This window comes from Nocardia sp. NPDC056541, from assembly GCF_042794235.1.
GTDB lineage: Bacteria > Actinomycetota > Actinomycetes > Mycobacteriales > Mycobacteriaceae > Nocardia.
Genome location: NZ_JBHTUD010000005.1, coordinates 219,267 through 236,726, shown reverse-complemented (window position 1 = coordinate 236,726; position 17,460 = coordinate 219,267). Strand labels below are relative to the sequence as shown.

The 17,460-nt window shown below is 66.8% G+C and carries 20 protein-coding genes; 9 read left to right on the top strand and 11 right to left on the bottom strand.

Annotated features, from left to right (window positions below):
* The first annotated feature begins 38 nt into the window (after positions 1-38).
* Positions 39-1,271: a hypothetical protein gene (locus ACFQ9R_RS11015; RefSeq protein ID WP_378990259.1), complete on the top strand. Its 1,233-nt coding sequence runs from the start codon at positions 39-41 to the stop codon at positions 1,269-1,271.
* A gap of 23 nt (positions 1,272-1,294) precedes the next feature.
* A complete protein-coding gene (locus ACFQ9R_RS11010) occupies positions 1,295-2,221 on the top strand; it encodes an inositol monophosphatase family protein (protein WP_378990258.1) in 927 nt (308 codons plus the stop codon).
* Between the two features lie 34 nt (positions 2,222-2,255).
* On the opposite strand, the gene ACFQ9R_RS11005 is transcribed toward ACFQ9R_RS11010, so the two are convergent.
* Genes ACFQ9R_RS11005 through ACFQ9R_RS10965 form a run of 9 tightly spaced genes read right to left on the bottom strand, consistent with a single transcriptional unit; the run spans position 2,256 to position 9,454 of the window.
* Positions 2,256-3,131 (bottom strand): acyl-CoA thioesterase, encoded by an 876-nt coding sequence (locus ACFQ9R_RS11005; RefSeq protein WP_378990256.1) that lies wholly within the window; start codon positions 3,129-3,131, stop codon positions 2,256-2,258.
* A 32-nt stretch (positions 3,132-3,163) separates the two neighbouring features.
* On the bottom strand, positions 3,164-3,823 hold the full coding sequence (locus ACFQ9R_RS11000) for a TetR/AcrR family transcriptional regulator (RefSeq protein ID WP_067444755.1): 660 nt from the start codon (positions 3,821-3,823) through the stop codon (positions 3,164-3,166).
* A complete protein-coding gene (locus ACFQ9R_RS10995; protein WP_378990425.1) occupies positions 3,820-4,569 on the bottom strand; it encodes an acyl-CoA dehydrogenase family protein in 750 nt (249 codons plus the stop codon). The genes ACFQ9R_RS11000 and ACFQ9R_RS10995 overlap by 4 nt, the downstream gene beginning before the upstream one ends.
* Positions 4,570-4,620: 51 nt before the next feature.
* Positions 4,621-5,724 carry an acyl-CoA dehydrogenase family protein gene (locus ACFQ9R_RS10990; protein WP_378990255.1) on the bottom strand — a complete coding sequence of 368 codons (1,104 nt, stop codon included), beginning with the start codon at positions 5,722-5,724 and terminating at the stop codon, positions 4,621-4,623.
* The gene (locus ACFQ9R_RS10985; RefSeq protein WP_378990423.1) at positions 5,721-6,128 is read right to left on the bottom strand and encodes a nuclear transport factor 2 family protein; all 408 of its coding nucleotides are present in this window, start codon (positions 6,126-6,128) and stop codon (positions 5,721-5,723) included. Before ACFQ9R_RS10985 ends, ACFQ9R_RS10990 begins: the two co-directional genes overlap by 4 nt.
* A complete protein-coding gene (locus ACFQ9R_RS10980) occupies positions 6,124-7,335 on the bottom strand; it encodes an amidohydrolase family protein (RefSeq protein ID WP_067444766.1) in 1,212 nt (403 codons plus the stop codon). Before ACFQ9R_RS10980 ends, ACFQ9R_RS10985 begins: the two co-directional genes overlap by 5 nt.
* A 2-nt stretch (positions 7,336-7,337) precedes the next feature.
* Positions 7,338-7,664, bottom strand: a complete 327-nt coding sequence (locus ACFQ9R_RS10975; protein ID WP_378990254.1) for a hypothetical protein — start codon at positions 7,662-7,664, stop codon at positions 7,338-7,340.
* Positions 7,645-8,916: an aromatic ring-hydroxylating dioxygenase subunit alpha gene (locus tag ACFQ9R_RS10970; protein WP_378990253.1), complete on the bottom strand. Its 1,272-nt coding sequence runs from the start codon at positions 8,914-8,916 to the stop codon at positions 7,645-7,647. Before ACFQ9R_RS10970 ends, ACFQ9R_RS10975 begins: the two co-directional genes overlap by 20 nt.
* A gap of 4 nt (positions 8,917-8,920) precedes the next feature.
* Positions 8,921-9,454: a carboxymuconolactone decarboxylase family protein gene (locus ACFQ9R_RS10965; protein WP_067444787.1), complete on the bottom strand. Its 534-nt coding sequence runs from the start codon at positions 9,452-9,454 to the stop codon at positions 8,921-8,923.
* Between the two features lie 157 nt (positions 9,455-9,611).
* Here ACFQ9R_RS10965 and ACFQ9R_RS10960 point away from each other — a divergent pair, with 157 nt between their 5' ends.
* The 7 genes from ACFQ9R_RS10960 to ACFQ9R_RS10930 are packed head-to-tail and all read left to right on the top strand — an operon-like array spanning position 9,612 to position 16,261.
* Positions 9,612-9,920, top strand: coding sequence for a hypothetical protein (locus tag ACFQ9R_RS10960; protein ID WP_378990252.1), 309 nt, complete (start codon positions 9,612-9,614; stop codon positions 9,918-9,920).
* 14 nt (positions 9,921-9,934) lie between these two features.
* On the top strand, positions 9,935-11,113 hold the full coding sequence (locus ACFQ9R_RS10955) for an acyl-CoA dehydrogenase family protein (protein ID WP_378990251.1): 1,179 nt from the start codon (positions 9,935-9,937) through the stop codon (positions 11,111-11,113).
* Between the two features lies 1 nt (position 11,114).
* The gene (locus ACFQ9R_RS10950; protein WP_067444796.1) at positions 11,115-11,882 is read left to right on the top strand and encodes an SDR family NAD(P)-dependent oxidoreductase; all 768 of its coding nucleotides are present in this window, start codon (positions 11,115-11,117) and stop codon (positions 11,880-11,882) included.
* Positions 11,882-13,102, top strand: coding sequence for a CaiB/BaiF CoA transferase family protein (locus ACFQ9R_RS10945; RefSeq protein ID WP_378990250.1), 1,221 nt, complete (start codon positions 11,882-11,884; stop codon positions 13,100-13,102). The genes ACFQ9R_RS10950 and ACFQ9R_RS10945 overlap by 1 nt, the downstream gene beginning before the upstream one ends.
* The gene (locus ACFQ9R_RS10940; protein ID WP_378990249.1) at positions 13,102-13,932 is read left to right on the top strand and encodes an enoyl-CoA hydratase/isomerase family protein; all 831 of its coding nucleotides are present in this window, start codon (positions 13,102-13,104) and stop codon (positions 13,930-13,932) included. The genes ACFQ9R_RS10945 and ACFQ9R_RS10940 overlap by 1 nt, the downstream gene beginning before the upstream one ends.
* A gap of 17 nt (positions 13,933-13,949) precedes the next feature.
* A complete protein-coding gene (locus ACFQ9R_RS10935) occupies positions 13,950-15,095 on the top strand; it encodes a thiolase family protein (RefSeq protein WP_378990248.1) in 1,146 nt (381 codons plus the stop codon).
* A gap of 17 nt (positions 15,096-15,112) precedes the next feature.
* The gene (locus tag ACFQ9R_RS10930) at positions 15,113-16,261 is read left to right on the top strand and encodes an acyl-CoA dehydrogenase family protein (RefSeq protein ID WP_378990247.1); all 1,149 of its coding nucleotides are present in this window, start codon (positions 15,113-15,115) and stop codon (positions 16,259-16,261) included.
* Between the two features lie 64 nt (positions 16,262-16,325).
* Here ACFQ9R_RS10930 and ACFQ9R_RS10925 read toward each other — a convergent pair whose 3' ends face one another.
* Both ACFQ9R_RS10925 and ACFQ9R_RS10920 read right to left on the bottom strand, forming a co-directional pair.
* On the bottom strand, positions 16,326-17,219 hold the full coding sequence (locus tag ACFQ9R_RS10925) for an alpha/beta fold hydrolase (protein WP_378990246.1): 894 nt from the start codon (positions 17,217-17,219) through the stop codon (positions 16,326-16,328).
* Positions 17,216-17,407 (bottom strand): hypothetical protein, encoded by a 192-nt coding sequence (locus ACFQ9R_RS10920; RefSeq protein ID WP_378990245.1) that lies wholly within the window; start codon positions 17,405-17,407, stop codon positions 17,216-17,218. The genes ACFQ9R_RS10925 and ACFQ9R_RS10920 overlap by 4 nt, the downstream gene beginning before the upstream one ends.
* Between the last annotated feature and the right edge of the window lie 53 nt (positions 17,408-17,460).

Here is a 17,460-nt window from a genome sequence, read left to right as displayed (position 1 = left end):
AGGTTTTTGGGTAGCTTGACCTGCTCAGATGACGTGAAATGCAGAAGTTGCCCATTGTGATGGGTAACCTTCCTGGCAACTACTGCTCATGGGGTGAAGGGCTGTCGGTCATGGGAACGTCGTCAAGGTCACCGGGCACGAATGCACGCACGAGCCATCAGATGAGTCCGCAGGCGCGCGGCCGGGAGCTGGCCGCGCAGGGCAAGAAACTGTGGACCGAGTTGGGATCGGTAAAGGGTGCGGCGGCTGAGCTGATGGCCCGGTACCCGGACGTGCCGAGTTTGCAGGCGTACCGATACGCGGCGGGCCTATCCCAAGATCAGGCGGCAGCGCGATACAACGATGTGACCGGAAACCAGACCAGCCTTGGCGGCACATCGGTCAACGCCTGGGAGTCGTGGGCGCGCCGCAGGGGGCAAGGTTCCCCACCTCCGATGTCAGGTTTGCTCATCTTGTGCGCAGCATACGGACGGGGGCCGCTGGGAGTCTCGGAGGAGAGCGTCAGTCCAACAGAGCTCATAGCCGAAGCTTACGAGCGGCTGCCTATCGAAGATCAGCTAGCGCTGAAAAGCTATACAGAGGAAAGGACTCCGCCCGGTGGACCAACATCGGCGCTTGAGCATGGCGCGATACGGAGTCAGTCCCCCGACCTACACATTCGAAGAGATCAAGTCGGCCCGCAGTTCATATTGACGGTTCCAACTGTCGAATACGGGAACCCCGACGTAGACGTGTTCACCCTACCCAATCCTCAGCCCGGAAGATTGATTGATCTCACGTGGGAGACCTTCGGTTATGGGGTGGAACGTTTATCGCAACAGATCAAGAACCTGGGCAAACGCCTGGACATGGATATCTGCTTCGGAGTCAATGAAGCCGGTTTGGTTATGGCAACATTCCTGGCTTCATCTCGTTTTTCCCGATGTCGAATAGGCTACTTGCGGTGCAATAAAATGCGTGACGGCATAGACCTGGATAGTGCATCCTTCTACCCTGAAGTCAAAGAATCTCCTACGATTCTTATCTGCGACTTCGAAGTCAAGCACGCTGACGTAATCGGATATCTCGCCCGGCAACTACGCTGCCGCTACCCCAAGGCTGAGCTGTACTTCGCCGTCTTCGGCGCAATGACCAAAGACCGACAATTGGACGTCGACAGCTTCGACGACCTAACCGGCGCCAAGATCATGCGCGCAGCAGAATTTGAAGCAATTTTCATCGCCGCAACAATGAGCCCTCCCGGAATTGAACCTCCATTGGAGTTGCGCTAGATTCGAGCAAAGGTGACCTTCGCATGAGCGACCAGAACACGACCGAGTTGGCGCAATACATCACTGACATGGTGCCAGCCATGATGGCCGAGATACGGCCCCGCCTGGTAGAAGCCGCGCTGACCGGGCACCGATCGGAGACTGAGAATATCCGCCACGAGGACAATTTCCTGTCGGAGTACGACTTGTGGATGCACGGACGCTACAAGGAACTTCTCTCCGTGTACTTACCGTCGTTCATATACGCATCAGAAGAGGCTGATCCGCAAGTTGTTGGAAGCGACCCGGAACCAGACTTGTGCATCCTCGTCGATCCGCTGGATACCAGCGAATTGGCCGTTCGATCCCTGCATGGTTACACCCATATCATGGTCTACTCGCGATCTCTAAAACGGCCCGTCATTGCGGTAGTCGGCGACATTTTTCATCATGTTCAGCTATACGCGGCCATGCGAGAACCGGATGGCGCCGATCGTGCGTTCATGGTCACTGCAAGCGGCGACCGCCATGCACTGAACCAGCCTTCGCGCGCCCGGCTTCCCCAAGCGCTGGTCACGAACTACCTGATGCGTCCAGATGAGCGATTTCGCCCTCTGGCAAAGCAGCAACAATTCTTCGATGCACTGAGCGTAGCGTCGGCGGACGGTAAAAGGAGAGGGCGAATCGGGGTTGATTTCGGCTCTGTCAGTTTGTGCCACGTCGCTGCCGGATTCACTGATGCAACGGTGGAATTCGCCAAGGGATTTGCGGTCTGGGATCTGTCGCCCGGACATTATATTTTGCACGCAGCCGGGGGTGTGACGATCGATCTCGATGGTGATCCGATCCCGCTGGACTGCGGCCTCAACAGCACAGCGGAGATCAACCAGACGATGGGTACGCGCCGAAAGTTCATCGCGGCCGGCAATCGAGTCCTCGCAGAGGAGATACGCGAAACCATGCAGCGGTAACAGCGGCTGTTGCTGTGATCTGGCGTGGTCTCGGTTACCCGCGCTGTGCGGCGGGCTGGGCCGAGATCGCTTCGGTCGCTTCGGCGCCGAAGCGGACGAGGGCTTCCTGGGCGAAGGAGGCGACGAGTTCGCCTGCGACGGTGAGGACGTCGCCTCGGCCGAAGGAGCGGCCGTGTGCCAGGACCGGGCTGTGCTGGCGCAGCAGTAGCCAGTCGTCGGTGCGGAACGGGCGGTGGAACCACAGGGTGTGGGCGGTGACGGCGGAGTTGAACGTGGTGCCGTTGCCGCGCTGGCTGATGCCCTCGAGTGGGCGTAGGGCGGTGCCGATGAGGTTCAGGTCGGTGGCGTAGGCGGCCAGCGCGGCGGACAGGCCGGCGTCGACGGCGGGCGTGCGCATCCAGAACTCGTACTCGGGCAGGGCGGCGGCGGTGGCGTTGAGATCGTCGAAAGCTCTTGTCTCCCAGGGGAGCAGGTCGAAGGTGACGCGGTATTCCGGATCGAGCAGCGCGGGGACGTCCTCGATGTGCTGGATTTGCGGGCCGTCCTCGTCGACGTGCATGGATACGGCGGCGGTGGCGATGACGCGCCCGGACTGCCTGGCGATGATCGCGAGGGTGGCGAACGAGCGGCCTTCGTGCTGGCGGGTCACCTCGTAGCGCAGCGGCGCGTCGTAGCCGCCTTCCTTGGCGAAGAGGGTGTGGATCGACTTGACCGATTTGTCCGGGCAGGCGAGTTCGGCGGCGCGGACGAATTGCCCCAGGATCTGGCCGCCGAAGAGCCTGCGATAGTTCAGCGGCAGGTGGGGTCCTTCGAACACGGTCGTGGCAGGGCCGAGGTCGGTGGCGGTGTCGTCGGGCGGCGACACACCCAGATCCAGGCTGGCGAGCAGGCTGTTCCAGAGATCGGTCATAGTCGAATCTTCCTATTCTACCTGAAAGAGAATTATGTTCTCACGGTGCCGGTGACGCCCGCGGCGCAGAATTCCCAGACTTCCTCGGCGGTGATCGGGCGCGCTGCCAGGTCGTCCTGGCCGCCGCTGGACTGGGCGGTGAACATCACGGTCTGCATCGTCATGGCGGCCACCCGGCGGGGATTGAGGCCGGGGCGCAGCGTGCCCGCCGACGCGGCGTCGGTCACCAGGTCGACGAAGAGGTCGAGTAGTGGTGCGTGCGCGACTTTCACGTGGGCGGGATGGGTGACCAGCAGGCGCGGCGCGAAGTCGGTGAACAGCGGGTGGCGATCCCGGGGATCGGACCGGCACAGCGAGAACAGCAGCTGTACTGCGACTCCGAGCCGGGTCAGCGGATCGTCCTCCTCGGCCGCCGCGAGGCGGATCTGCTCGGCCGTGCGCAGCAGCGCGTCTTCGAACAGGGCGAGCAGCAGTTCGTGCTTGCCGTCGAATTGCAGATAGAAGCTGCGCAGCGACTGGCGCGACCGCTCCACCACCTCCTGCACGGTGAAATCGGTGCTGCCGTTCTCGGAGATGATCGCCTGGGCCGCTTCGAGGAAGCGCTGCACCCGCTGTTCGGCCCGCAACCGGGTGGACTTGATCGACCGTTCCACCGCGCGTTGTTTCCAGGCGGGTTCCGCGCGCTCACTCATAGCTGCACCAGCCGCGCGGCCGTGCCCGAAGCGCGCGCGATGGCGCCCGCCTCGCGGACCAGTTCGCGCGAGCTGCCGAGCAGTCCGTCCAGGACCAGCACCCGCCGGATGTGGCGATGCAGATCGTGTTCGGCGGTGAAGCCGATGCCGCCCAGCGTCTGCTGACAGTGCCGCGCGGTGATCAGGGCGGCCCGCCCCGCGGCGGCCTTGGCCAGCAGCGACCCGAGATCGTCGGTGGCCGCGGCTAGGGTGGCCTCGGCGCCCTCGATGGCGACGAAGGTCTCGGCGAGGCGGTGCCGGATCGCCTGGAACGAGGCCACCGGCCGCCCGAACTGCACGCGATCGACGGCGTGGGTGCGGGCCAGCGTCAGCATGGCCCGGCTCGCGCCGGTGAGCCACCAGCCCAGTGCCCGCCGGCCCTGCGCCAGTGGAATCGGTGTCCCCGCCGGGACCGCGCGGATCGGCAGATCAGCGTCCAGGGTCGGGGACCGGTCGGCGCCGGACGCGTCGTCGGCGTGGTCCCAGCGCACCCAGGTCCCCCCGGACCAGGGCAGCGCGACCGGGTCGTCGGCGGACAGTCCGCCCGCCGCCCGGACGACGTCGTTGAGCAGCGGCGCGTGCGCGCCGGTCTCGCCGAGCAACCGGAACACCAGGGGGACAGTGGCATCAGGCGCGTCGGTCAGCATCTCCTGCCAGCCCAGGTCGACGAGCGCTGTGTGCAGCTCCGCGCCGGAGACGTCGCGCATGGTCTTGCGCAGCGTCTGAGCCAGCAGATCTAGTTCGGCAGCATCCACGGTTCACTCTTTCCCCAGGTCGAGCAGTCGACGCGCGATGATGTTGCGTTGGATCTCGGCGGTGCCGCCGTAGATCGTCGCGGCGCGCGAGTACAGGTATTCCGCGCGCCACGGTGAATCGGCGAGCTCGATGACGCCGGGCAGCAGATCGCGGACGGTGTCGAACAGGTGCTGCTCGGCCGTGGCGAGCAGCACCTTGTCGACGGAGGTCTCCGGGCCCAGCTTGCCGCCGGCCGCCAGACGTTCCTGCGTCGCCAGCGAGCGGCAGCGGATGGTGTGCAGGGCCAGATGGACGGCGCCGAGTTCGGCGTCGTCGTGGCCGGCCCGGTCGTCGTGCGCGGTCTGCTCGAGCAGCTGGTCGAATCGCGTGTAGAGATAGGCGATCCGGTGCCAGAAGCAGGTGGAGCGCTCGTGTGGGAGCAGATCCATCGCGATCCGCCAGCCGTCGCCCGGTCGGCCGAGCATACGGTCGGCGGGCACGACGACCTCGTCGAAGTACACCTCGGCGAATTCGTCGATGCCGTGCATCGTGCGCAACGGCCGCACGGTGATGCCGGGGGAGTCCATGTCGACGAAGAACGCGGTGATCCCGTCGTGGCCGATTCCGGTGCGGGTCAACAGGACACAGCGCGCCGCGTACTGGGCGAGACTGGTCCACACCTTCTGGCCGGTGATCACCCAGTGATCACCGCGCTGCTCGGCCTTGGTGCTCAGGGACGCGAGATCGCTGCCCGAGCCGGGCTCGGAGAACCCCTGGCACCACTGTTCCCGGCCGCTGAGCAGTCGCGGCACCATTTCCGCCGCCAGCTGCGGGCCGGCGTAGGAGATCATCGTCGGCGCGAGCACCTCGATCATGGAATAGATGCCGGGCTCGGCGAGGTCGCGGGTCGCGACCTCCTCGCCGAGGATCGCCCGCAGCACCGCTGGTCCGCCGAGACCTCCCACCTCGGCGGGCCAGCCGTACCGCATCCAGTCCGCGTCGAAGAGCGCGCGCCGGACCCTGGCCAGTTGCTCGACCTGTGCGTCGAGCGAATGGTCGGGCCCCGCGGACAGGTCGTTCGCGTCGAGCCAGGACCGCAGACCGGTCCGGAAGTCGGCGCGGTTCACGCACTCGGTCGTTCGAAGGCGTGCGGACGGCCGGAGTCGTGGTCGCCGTTGCGACGGATGAACGTCATGGCCCTGGTGCGCAGCCGCCAGCCCGCGTCGGTGCGCGCGTAGGTATCGCTGTAGTAGCCGATCCGCATGTCGTGGGTCGACTGCTCGATGAAGCACAGCGGCTGGGTGCCGCTGGCGGTGTCGCCGTCGATCTCCAATGCCGGTGTGCCGGTGAGGAACAACCCCTTCGGCGCTGCGGCGACGAGATCGGGGAACTCGTCGAGCGGGTAGGTGTCGCCGAAGGCGCTGTAGTTGCCGTCGGGGGTGAACACCGCGATCAGGCCCTCGATGTCGCCCTTGGTGATGGTGACCGCGTACCGCGCGAGCAGCTGTTCCAGCTCGATCACGTCGTCAATTCTGGACAAAGACTTTTCCGCCTTTCATCACGAACCGCACCCGCTGGGTGACGGTGATGTCGGTGAGTGGGTCGCCGGGAACCGCGATGATGTCGGCGAGCAGACCCTCGGCCAGCCGGCCCCGGTCGGTGACATCGATCAGTTCGGCGGCCGTGGTGGTCGCGGCACGCAGCACGGCCAACGGGCTCATGCCGCGATCGACGAGCGCGACCAGCTCGTCGGCGTTGCGGCCGTGCGGGATCGCGGGGGCGTCGGTGCCCACCGCGATCTTCACCCCGGCCTTGTACGCGGCCAGCACCGAGGTGCGGGCGCGCGGGAACATCTGCGCCGCCTTGGCCTGGAGCTCCGGCGGCGCTTTCGACACGTCCATGGCGTCGGCCAGGCGGGTGGTCGGCACCAGGTAGGTGCCTTTCTCGACCATCAGGGCGATGGCGTCGTCGTCGATCAGGAAGCCGTGCTCGATGCAGTCGATTCCCGCCTCGACCGCGGCGCGCACCGCGTCGGCGCCGTGGGTGTGCGAGGCGACCCGCAACCCGCGCCGGTGCGCCTCGTCGACGATCGCCCGCAGTTCCTCGGATGAATAGTGTTGCGCCCCAGGCGCTCCGGTGAGTGACATGACGCCGCCGGAGACGCAGACCTTGATCAGCTGCGCGCCGTGCTTGATCTGGTACCGGACCGCCTTGCGCACCTCGTCGACACCGTTGGCGATGCCCTCCTCGATGCTGAGTTCCAGCACGTGCGGGGCGAACGCGGCGAACATCGTCGGATCGAGATGCCCGCCGGTCGGGGTGATCGCGTGCCCGGCGGGCACGATGCGCGGCCCGTCGACCCAGCCGGCGTCGATGGCCTTGCCGAGCGCGACATCGAGCAGATACCCGCCGGTCTTGACGAACAGACCGAGGTTGCGCACGGTCGTGAAACCGGCCCGCAGCGTGCGGCGGGCATTGCCCACCGCACGCAGCATTCGCAGCGGGGGATCATCCTGAACGCTGGAGGCCAGCCCGGTCTCGCCGCGCCCGCCCATCAGGAGGTTGACCTCCATGTCCATCAGGCCGGGCAGCAGGACGGCGTCGCCGAGGTCGATGATCTCGCCCTCGGGTTCGCCACCGAGGCCGACGATCCGATCACCCTCGATCCGGATGACTCCTGGTCGGACGATCTCGCCGGTGTCGATATCGAGGTACCCGGCGGCCAACAGCGTCAGCATGATCAGACCACCGGCTCCCGGATGAGGTGGACCATGGCGGCGCCGGAGTCGGGCACCCGCGCCTGCTTCCAGACCTCGACGGGGAAGGACACGTTCACCAGCGACTGCATCAGATGCAGCAGCGCGCGGGCATCCTCGGGCAGGTCGTCGAGCGGGAACTTGTCGCAGTAGGTGATCGCGTCCTCCAGCCGGGGGAACGCCGTGTCGTAGAACTCCTGCATGTCGGGCATGCTCGAGGCGAGACGCTTGGTGTAGCGCTGCGGCTCGGTGGGCAGGACCCAGTCGGAGAACTGCTCCAGATCAGCGAATTCAGCGGGCAGCAGTGGCATCTCGGTACTCCTGAACCTTGTCCTTGGCGACCTTGTGCAGGTGGCGCAGCAAGATCTCCTGGTCGTTGAGGGGGAAATCGGACACGATGCGGGTGGCCAGCATCGTCTGGGTGGCTTCGAGGGTGTTCGCGTCCTGCAGCGCGTACTCCTTGAAGGTGACCGCGGCCAGCTCCTGGCCCAGGCGTTCGCGCGCGGTCTTGGGCGGCACGAAGTACAGGTTCGCCTCGAAGATGTGCTTGTTCACCGCGGTCGGCCAGTAGTGGTAGGTGAGGTACCAGCCGGGCTCCCAGAACAGCAGCGACATGTTCGGGAAGATCTCGAACTCGTCGACGCCCCAGGCCCGGTGGCGGGCGGGGTTGATGCCCTCGGGCAGCTTGTCCAGGCCCTCGATGTCGGGCTTGTCCCACGGTCCGAACAGACCGCTGCGCAGCACGCGCTCGATCGGCTTGACCATGTTGGGGTCCTTGGGCGGGGCCATGCCGCCCCACGAGGAGATCATCGAGTGCGGGCTCTGCAGCTCGTAGTGCAGCGCCTCGTAACCGGTGCCCGCCAGCTTGTCGGCCTCGTCCTTGACCGCCTGCTTCATGTGCAGGATCGGCGCGTGGTAGAACTCGGCGAACGCGTCGATGAACAGCTTCCAGTTGCTGCCGATCTCGGCGCGGTAGCTGTAGACCTCGGTGAACTCGTGGAACGGGTAGCCTTCGACGCCGGCGACGAGGGTGCCCAGGTACTCGGTGAGCGGCGGGGCGTCCTCGTCGAGGTTGACGAAGATGAAGCCCTCCCACACCTCGCAGCGCACGGACTTGAGGCCGTAGAGCTGCTTGTCGAGGTCGAAGAACTCCTTCTCCTGCTGGACGAAGTTCACCTCACCCTCGAGGCTGTAGCGCCAGGCGTGGTACTTGCAGGTGAACTGGCGGCACGTGCCCGAGGTCTCCTCGTTCGGGAAGTCGTCCCAGACCAGCTTGTTGCCGCGGTGGCGGCAGATGTTGTGGAACGCCCGCACGACCTGATCGTTGCCCTTGGCGATGATGAGCGAGGTGCCGACCGAGGGCAGTTCCCTGGTGAAGTAGCTGCCGACCTTCGGAAGTCGTTCGACGCGACCGATATTGAGCCAGGTCTTCTTGAAGATGGCGTTGCGCTCGTCCTCGTAGAAGTCGGGGTCGATGGAGTCGGTGTAGTCCACCGGCTCGGTGCCGAGCTCGGGGTAGTGCTCCGTCCAGCTACCCGCTGTCGGCTTGGTGAAGTGGGCCAAAGGATTACCTTTCCGTGTGTTCGACTTCGACGCCGAAGGTGTTGAAGGCCATGGCCAACATGCCGTAGCCGCCGACCGTGAAGACCAGATCCATGCACTGCCGCTCGTCGAGGTGCGCGCCGAGGGCGGCCCAGGTCGAATCGGACAGGTTCGCTGTGGTGTCGAGTTCGTCGGTCGCGGTGAAGATCACGCGATCGAACTCGTCGGTGGGGGGCCCGCCCTGCGCCGCCGCGATATCGGCGGCGCTCACGCCGGACTCGTGGGCCATCTCCACGTGATGGGCCCACTCGTAGGCGCAGCCGCGTCGATGGGCGACGCGCAGGATCGCCAGTTCGCGTACCCGCGCCGGCAGTGTCGACCGGAACAGCAGGTGCACACCGAGGCTCAGGTAGGCCTTCGTCAGGTCCGGATGGCGGACCAGGGTGGACAGTGCGTTTCCGGCGTCCGCCGGGTTCTGCCGGTCCCGGGGCAGCAGGCCGGACAGGGCGCGCTGAACCTGCTCGTCCCATTGGTCCGCCGGCAGCGGGGGTAGGCGCATCACTGCCTCCTCTCGATTCGGAGAATCACGTTCTCGTATTTGAACTGTAAGATTTCCACGGGTTGGGCGGATAGTCAACGGGTCATTGATTCTCGCTGAATGAGAAGCTAGTTTTCATTGAGAGAGAGTGACGTAACCTCAGGAAGGGAGATCCACCATGACCGCAGTGCCACTGCGTCCCGGTGATCAACTCGCCAGCACCGTCTGCGGTACGCGAGTGGTGGTGATCCGGGTACCGGCCAACCGCACGCCCGTGATCACCTGCGGCGCGAGCCCGATGATCCCTGCCGTCAATGCCCCCACGGTCGCCGCGAGTGGTGCGCCGAGCACGGTGATCGGCAAGCGATATGTGGATGTGGCCGAGCACGTCGAGGTGCTGTGCATCGCGGCGGGCGCGGGCTCGTTGAGCTGCGACGGCGAGCCGATGACGGTGAAGGCGGCCAAAGCGCTGCCCGCCTCGGATTGATGGGGGAAGTACGCATGGCCGGTGGGATGAGTTTCGCGCTGAGCGAGGATCAGCAGCTGATCCGCGACTCGGTCGCCGAGCTGATGAAGAAGTTCGACGACAAGTACTGGATGGAGCGCGATCAGGCCCACGAGTTCCCGGCGGCGTTCTACGACACCATCGCCGCGGGCGGCTGGCTCGGCATCACGATTCCGCCGGAGTACGGCGGGCACGGGCTGGGGATCACCGAGGCGTCGATATTGCTCGAGGAGGTCGCCCGCTCCGGCGGTGGGATGAACGCGGCCACCGCGATTCACCTGTCGATCTTCGGCATGCATCCGGTGGTGGTGCACGGATCCGAGGAGCTCAAGCGCCGGACCCTGCCCCGCATCGTCAGCGGTGATCTGCACGTGTGTTTCGGGGTCACCGAACCGGGTGCGGGTCTCGACACGACCCGGATCAGTACCTTCGCCCGGCGCGAGGGCGATCACTACGTGGTCAACGGGCGCAAGGTGTGGATCTCCAAGGCCATGGAGTCGGAGAAGATCCTGCTGCTCACGCGCACCACCCGGTACGAGGACGTCGAGAAGAAGACCGACGGCATGACCCTGTTCCTCACCGATCTCGACCGCACCAAGGTCGACATCCGGCCGATCGCGAAAATGGGTCGCAACGCCGTCACCTCGAACGAACTGTTCATCGACGACCTGCGGATTCCGGTCGAGGACCGGGTCGGCGAAGAGGGCATGGGTTTCCGGTATCTGCTGGACGGGCTCAATCCCGAGCGGATGCTGATCGCCGCCGAAGCACTCGGCATCGGCCGGGTCGCCCTGGACCGGGCTGTGCGCTACGCGGGCGACCGCGAAGTCTTCGGCAGGCCGATCGGGATGAACCAGGCCATCCAGTTCCCGCTCGCCGACTCGTTGACCCATCTCGACGCCGCCGAGCTGGTCCTGCGTAAGGCCACCTGGCTCTACGACAACGGCCAACCGTGCGGTCGCGAGGCCAACACCGCCAAGTATCTGTGCGCGGAGGCGGGTTTCACCGCCGCCGATCGCGCGCTGCAAACCCACGGCGGGATGGGTTACGCCGAGGAGTACAACGTCGCCCGCTACTTCCGCGAGGCGCGCGTGATGAAAATCGCGCCGATCAGTCAGGAAATGATCCTGAACTACCTGGGATCGCACACGCTGGGAATGCCGAGGAGCTACTGAAATGACCGTCAACACAGCACTGTTCGATCTGACCGGACGATCGGCACTGGTCACGGGTGCGGCAGGCGGCATCGGTGCCGCTGTCGCGCGGGCCCTGGCCACCGCGGGCGCCGCGGTGCTGGTCACCGATGTCGACGGCGCCGCCGCGGCCGTGGTCGCGGAGAAGATCGTGGCCGAGGGCGGCACCGCTCGCAGCGCGGCGCTCGACGTGCGCGACCGAGCGTCCGCGGACGCGGCCGTCGCCGCGGCGGCCGAGCTGGCCGACGGGGTGCTGCACATTCTGGTGAACAACGCCGGTGTGACCGCTCCGGCCATGTTCGCCGAGACCAGCGAGGAATCGGTGTCGCTGTTGCTCGACATCCACCTGCTCGGCACGTTCCGGTGCTCGCAGGCCGCGCTGGCGAAATTGGCGACCGATGGCACCGGCCGGATCATCAATGTCACCTCGTCGGCGGGCATCGTCGGCACGCTCGGCCAGGTGAACTACTCCGCGGCCAAGGCCGGCATCATCGGCGTCACGAAATCGCTGGCGCGCGAGCTGGCCCGCAAGCAGATCCTGGTGAACGCGCTCGCCCCGCTGGCGGCGACACCGATGACCAGCACCCTGCGCACCAACGAGAAGTTCTCCGCGCAGATGCTGAACCGAATCCCGTTGCGCCGCTGGGCGGAACCGGACGAGGTGGCGGGCGCCTTCGTGTTCCTCGCCTCCGACGCGGCCTCCTTCGTCACCGGGCAGGTGCTGCCGGTCGACGGCGGCATGGTGATGTGATGGCCGCACACGCGGCGGCGGACCCCGCGCCGTTGGCCGGCGTCACAGTGGTGGCGCTGGAGCAGGCGGTGTCCGCGCCGATGTGCACGCGCACCCTGGCCGATCTCGGTGCACGGGTGCTGAAAATCGAGAACCCGGACGGGGGCGACTTCGCCCGGTACTACGACGACGTGGTCGACGGCCTCGCGGCGCACTTCGTCTGGGTGAATCGTGGCAAGGAATCGGTGGCGCTGAACCTGAAATCGCCGGCCGGAATGGAGGTGCTGCACCGGCTGCTCGACCACGCCGACGTGCTCGTCTCCAATCTCGCTCCCGGCGCCACCGCGCGGCTCGGCATCACCCCCGCCGACCTCGAGCACAGCCATCCCGACCTGATCGCGGTCGAGATCGACGGCTTCGGCGCGGGCGGTCCGCTATCGGGCAAACGCGCGTACGACCTACTGGTACAGGCGGAATCGGCAGTGTGCGCGGTGACCGGTTCGGCGGGCGCGCCCGCCAAGCCCGGTCCACCGGTCGCCGATGTCTGCTCCGGTCTGTACGCGGCGATCTCGATCCTGGCCATGCTGTCCGCGCGCGACCGGCGCACCCGGAAGGGGGCGGCGGTCACGGTCAGCCTGTTCGACACGATGGCCGAGGTGATGGGCTACCAGCTCACCTACACGCGGCACTCCGGCATCGATCAGCAGCCGCTCGGTATGAGTTCTCCCGCGGTCGCGCCCTACGGCGCGTACCCGACCGGTGACGGGCAGACCGTGGTGCTCGGCACCACCAATGACGGGGAATGGCAACGGCTCTCGCGTGAGTTGCTGGGGCGAGCGGATCTGGCCGACGACCCACGATTCCGGAGCAATTCCGACCGGGTTCGTCATCGCGAGGTGCTCGACGCCGAGATCGGCGCGTGGTGCGCCGGCCACGACCTGGCCCACATCCAGCAGGCCGCCGACACCGCGGGCATCGGCAACGCCCGCTACAACACCCCGAGCGAAGTGCTGGATCATCCCCAGCTGACCGAGCGCGATCGCTGGCGTCGGATCGATACCCCGGTCGGGCAGATCCCGGCGCTGCTCCCGCCCCCGATCATCAGCGGGTTCGATCCGCCGATGGGCGCGGTGCCGGCGCTGGGCGAACACACGAACGCGGTGCTCGCGGAGTTCGGTCTCACCGACGACGAGATCGCCCTGCTGCGCCTGCACCGTCTCATCGCCACGGCCGTGCCCTGATGACGTTGGGGGACAAAGACATCCGCGATGAACGGATCCTGCTGACCGAAGACCGCAACGGCGTGCGCACGCTGACCCTGCATCGTCCGCACCGCAAGAACGCGATCAATCGCGAACTGTGGGCGGCGCTGCGGGAGGCACTGGACGCGGCCGGCCGCGATCGCGACGTCCGCGCCCTCGTGCTCACCGGCGCGGGCGGGGCCTTCTGCTCCGGTGCGGATATCGCCACACCCGACCCCAGCCATCCGCTGCACAAGTTGCGCGCGCTCACCGATGTCGCGCTGCTGCTGCACGAGTTGCCGATTCCCACCATCGCCAAGGTGCACGGGGTGGCGGTGGGCGCGGGCTGGAATCTGGCACTGGGCTGCGATCTGGTGGTCGCGACGCCGGAGTCGCGGTTCTCGCAGATCTTCACCCGTCGCGGGCTCTCGCTCGATCTCGGCGGGTCCTGGTTGCTGCCCAAACTCGTGGGACTGCAACAGGCCAAGCGGCTGGCGCTGCTGGCCGAGACGATCGACGCCGAGCGGGCGCACGCGCTGAACCTGGTGACGTGGGTCGTCGCCGAACCCGAGCTCGACGCCTTCGTCGTCGAGCTCGCCGAACGGCTCGCCGCCGGACCGCCGGTGGCGCTGGCCCAGACCAAGGCACTGCTGAACGAGGGCGCGGACCGCACCCTGCGCGACGCGCTGGCCAATGAGGCTCGGGCGCAGGGGGTGAACTTCGCGACCGCCGACGCACCGGAGGCCTTCGCGGCGTTCGCGGCCGCCCGGGAACCGGAGTTCACCGGCCGCTGGGCGATCGCCCGGCAGACCGAACACAACGATGACTAGTTCGAATGGAGAGCGCCATGCGTGAGGTAGTAGTAGTCGAGGCGGTACGCACGCCGTGGGGCAAACGCAACGGCGGACTGGCGGGCACCCATCCGGCGGATCTGTCCGCGGTGGTACTCAACGCCCTGATCGAGCGCACCGGGATCGACCCGGCCGTGATCGACGACGTGATCTGGGGCTGTGTCTCCCAGGTCGGTGACCAGTCGAGCAATATCGGGCGTTACGCGGTGCTGGCCGCCGGATGGCCGGAGAGCATTCCCGGCACGACGGTGAACCGGGCGTGCGGCTCGAGCCAGCAGGCGGTGGATTTCGCTGTGCAGGCGGTGATGTCGGGGCAGCAGGATGTCGTCGTCGCGGGTGGGGTCGAGGTGATGAGCCGGGTCCCGCTCGGCGCGGCGAAGGAGGGTGGGGCCCCCTACGGTCCGAAAGCCCGTGCGCGCTACCAGGATTTCTCGTTCAACCAGGGCATTTCCGCGGAGCTGATCGCCCAGAAGTGGGGGCTGGATCGCCATCGGCTCGACGAATTCGCCACGCTCTCGCACGAACTGGCCGCGGCCGCCCAGGACCGTGGCGCGTTCGACGCCCAGCTCGTGCCCGTCGAGACCGAGGCGGGGACGGTGACCGCCGACGAAGGCGTGCGCCGCGGGACGACACCCCAGACCCTGGCCAAACTCGAGCCGGCCTTCCAGGCCGACGGTGTAATCCACGCGGGTAACTCCTCCCAGATCTCCGACGGTGCCGCCGCGGTGCTGGTGACGACACCGGAGTGGGCCCGCGAACTGGGGCTGACACCGCTGGTGCGCTACCGCGCGGGCGCGGTGACCGGCGCCGACCCGGTACTCATGCTGACCGGTCCGATTCCGGCGACCGAGAAGGTCCTGCGCAAAGCCGGTCTCGATCTCGCCGAGATCGGTGTCTTCGAGGTGAACGAGGCGTTCGCGTCGGTGCCGCTGGCCTGGCTCGCCGAAACCGGCGCCGACGCACAGCTGCTCAACCCGCTCGGCGGTGCCATCGCGCTCGGTCATCCGCTCGGTGGTTCGGGGGCGGGTCTGCTCACCCGGATGGTTCATCACATGCGCGACAACGGAATTCGCTACGGCCTGCAAACGATGTGTGAGGGCGGCGGCACCGCCAACGCCGCCATCGTCGAACTGGTCGCCTGAGCAACAAGGAGACATCGGTGCGCCGAGACATCTACACCGAGGACCACGAAGCCTTCCGCGGGCTGGCCAGGGAATTCATCGACAAGGAGATCGCGCCCCACTACGCCGAGTGGGAAAAGGCCGGGCAGATGCCGCGCGAGGTCTTCGAAAAGCTCGGTGCCCTCGGCATTCTCGGCGTCGCCATCCCACCGGAGTACGGGGGAGCGGGCCTGCGGGACTACCGCTACAACGCCGTCCTGCAGGAGGAAGCGGCGCGAGCGCTGGTGACGCTGAGCACGGTGCGCACCCAGCTCGATGTCATCCTCCCGTATTTCCTGGCCTACGCCGACGAACAGCAACGTGAACGCTGGTTCCCCGGGCTGGCGAGCGGTTCGTTGCTGACCGCCATCGCGATGACCGAACCCGGCACCGGCTCCGATCTGGCCGGGATGCGCACCTACGCGGTGCGCGACGGCGACGACTATCTGCTCAGCGGCGCGAAGACGTTCATCACCGGCGGCCTGCTCGCCGATCTGGTGATCGTGGTGGCGCGGACCTCGACCGATCCGGAGAACCGGCGCGCGGGTCTGACCCTGCTGGTGGTCGAGGACGGCATGCCCGGCTTCGAGCGTGGGCGGGTGCTGGACAAGATGGGCTGCAAGGTGCAGGACACGGTCGAGTTGTCGTTCGACGCGGTCCGGGTTCCCGTGGCGAATCGGCTCGGGGCCGAAGGCGAGGCCTTCGGCTACCTCGGCAACAATCTGTCGCAGGAACGGATGACGGTCGCGGTCGGCTCGGTCGCCCAGGCGCGGGCCGCGATCACCGCCACGATCGACTACGTCAAGGAACGCAAGGCCTTCGGGAAACCGGTCGCGTCCTTCCAGAACACCAAGTTCGAACTCGCCGCGATGTCGGCCGAGGTCGAGGCGGCGCAGGCCATGGTGGATCGTGCCGTGCTGGATCTGGTCGACGGTGAACTGTCCGGCCCCGACGCGGCACGCGTGAAGCTGTTCACCACCGAAGTGCAAGGCCGCGTGGTCGATCGGTGTCTGCAGCTGTTCGGTGGTTACGGCTATATGAGCGAGTACCCGATCGCACGGTTGTACACCGACGCGCGAGTGGCCAGGATCTACGCCGGAACCAGTGAGGTCATGAAGGTGATCATCGCCAAATCCCTCGGCCTCTGAGACACCGACGAAATCCGCCCCACGACAATCCTTGTCGTGGGGCGGATTTCGTTGATCGGCGATCTCAGCGGCGCGCGATCACGCATTCCTCGATGAACGACATCACCCGGAGGTGATAGGCGGTCGCCGAATGCCCCATGCTCAGATTGTGGCCCGCGTCGGCCTGCTCGTGGAGCAGCACGCGCGGCGCGGCCGTGAACAGCGCGGTGATCTCGCCCAACGCGAGTGGGTCGGTGCGCCAAACCTTTTCGTACGCGCCCACGGTGAACTGGACGGGAACGCGGACCTGCGCGGCGGTGTGCTCGAAATCGTGCGCCACCCACTGCGGCATCATGGTGGCCTCGTACGCCGGGCCCGGCGACGCGATCGCCGCGCCGCCGAAGACCTCGGTGGGATACAGGCGGCTCGGCTGCCAGAGCAGCTCGCGCAGACGTTCGCCGCGCCCCGGCCCGCCCGCTGTCAGGTTGCTGATGGCTTCGGGGTGGTGTTTTCTGCCGGTGCCGGCGAGTTCGATGCCGAGCAACTGCGCGCCGCGCTCGTCGGCGGCCATCCGGACGGCCAGCTCGCACCCGGCCGAGTGCGCGAGGATGAACATCCCCGCTCCGCGCTCGCGCGTACCGAGCATGCGCTCCACCAGGGCGTAGGCGAGGTCGACGCGGCGGGCGGCCGGTGCGATGTCGGCCGCGTGCGGGGCCGAACTGCCGTAGCCGGGTCGGTCGATCGCGACCACGGTGAACCCGAGCGCGGGCGCGGTACGCAACAGCGACAGCCGGGGGTGGCCGGGGCAGTCGAAGTAGGCGGAGGTCGTCACGCCGCCGTGGACGGCGATGATGACGGCGCGCGGGTCGGCCGCCTCGGCGACCGTGGCCGACATCGGGATTCCGTCGATATCGACGACGTAGGAGCTGATCGGTACCTCGTGCGGTAGCCGCACCAGATCGGAACCGGCACTGGTCATGGTGTGGGGTCGCCTTCGGACTCGGTGGGGGTGAGGGTGAGATGGCCCGCCTCCGCGGAGACGAGCACGGCACAGGCAGCGATCGTGAGATCCGGCAGCACCGCCGTGCCGTAGTGGTAGGCGTACGCGCGCAGGCGCTGGATGACGGTGATGCCGCCGCTGGGCAGCGGGAGAGTTGTCCCAGTCATGGAGACTCCCCATTCAATTGTCGGAAAGATCTAGAAGCGGGATCGCGATGTCA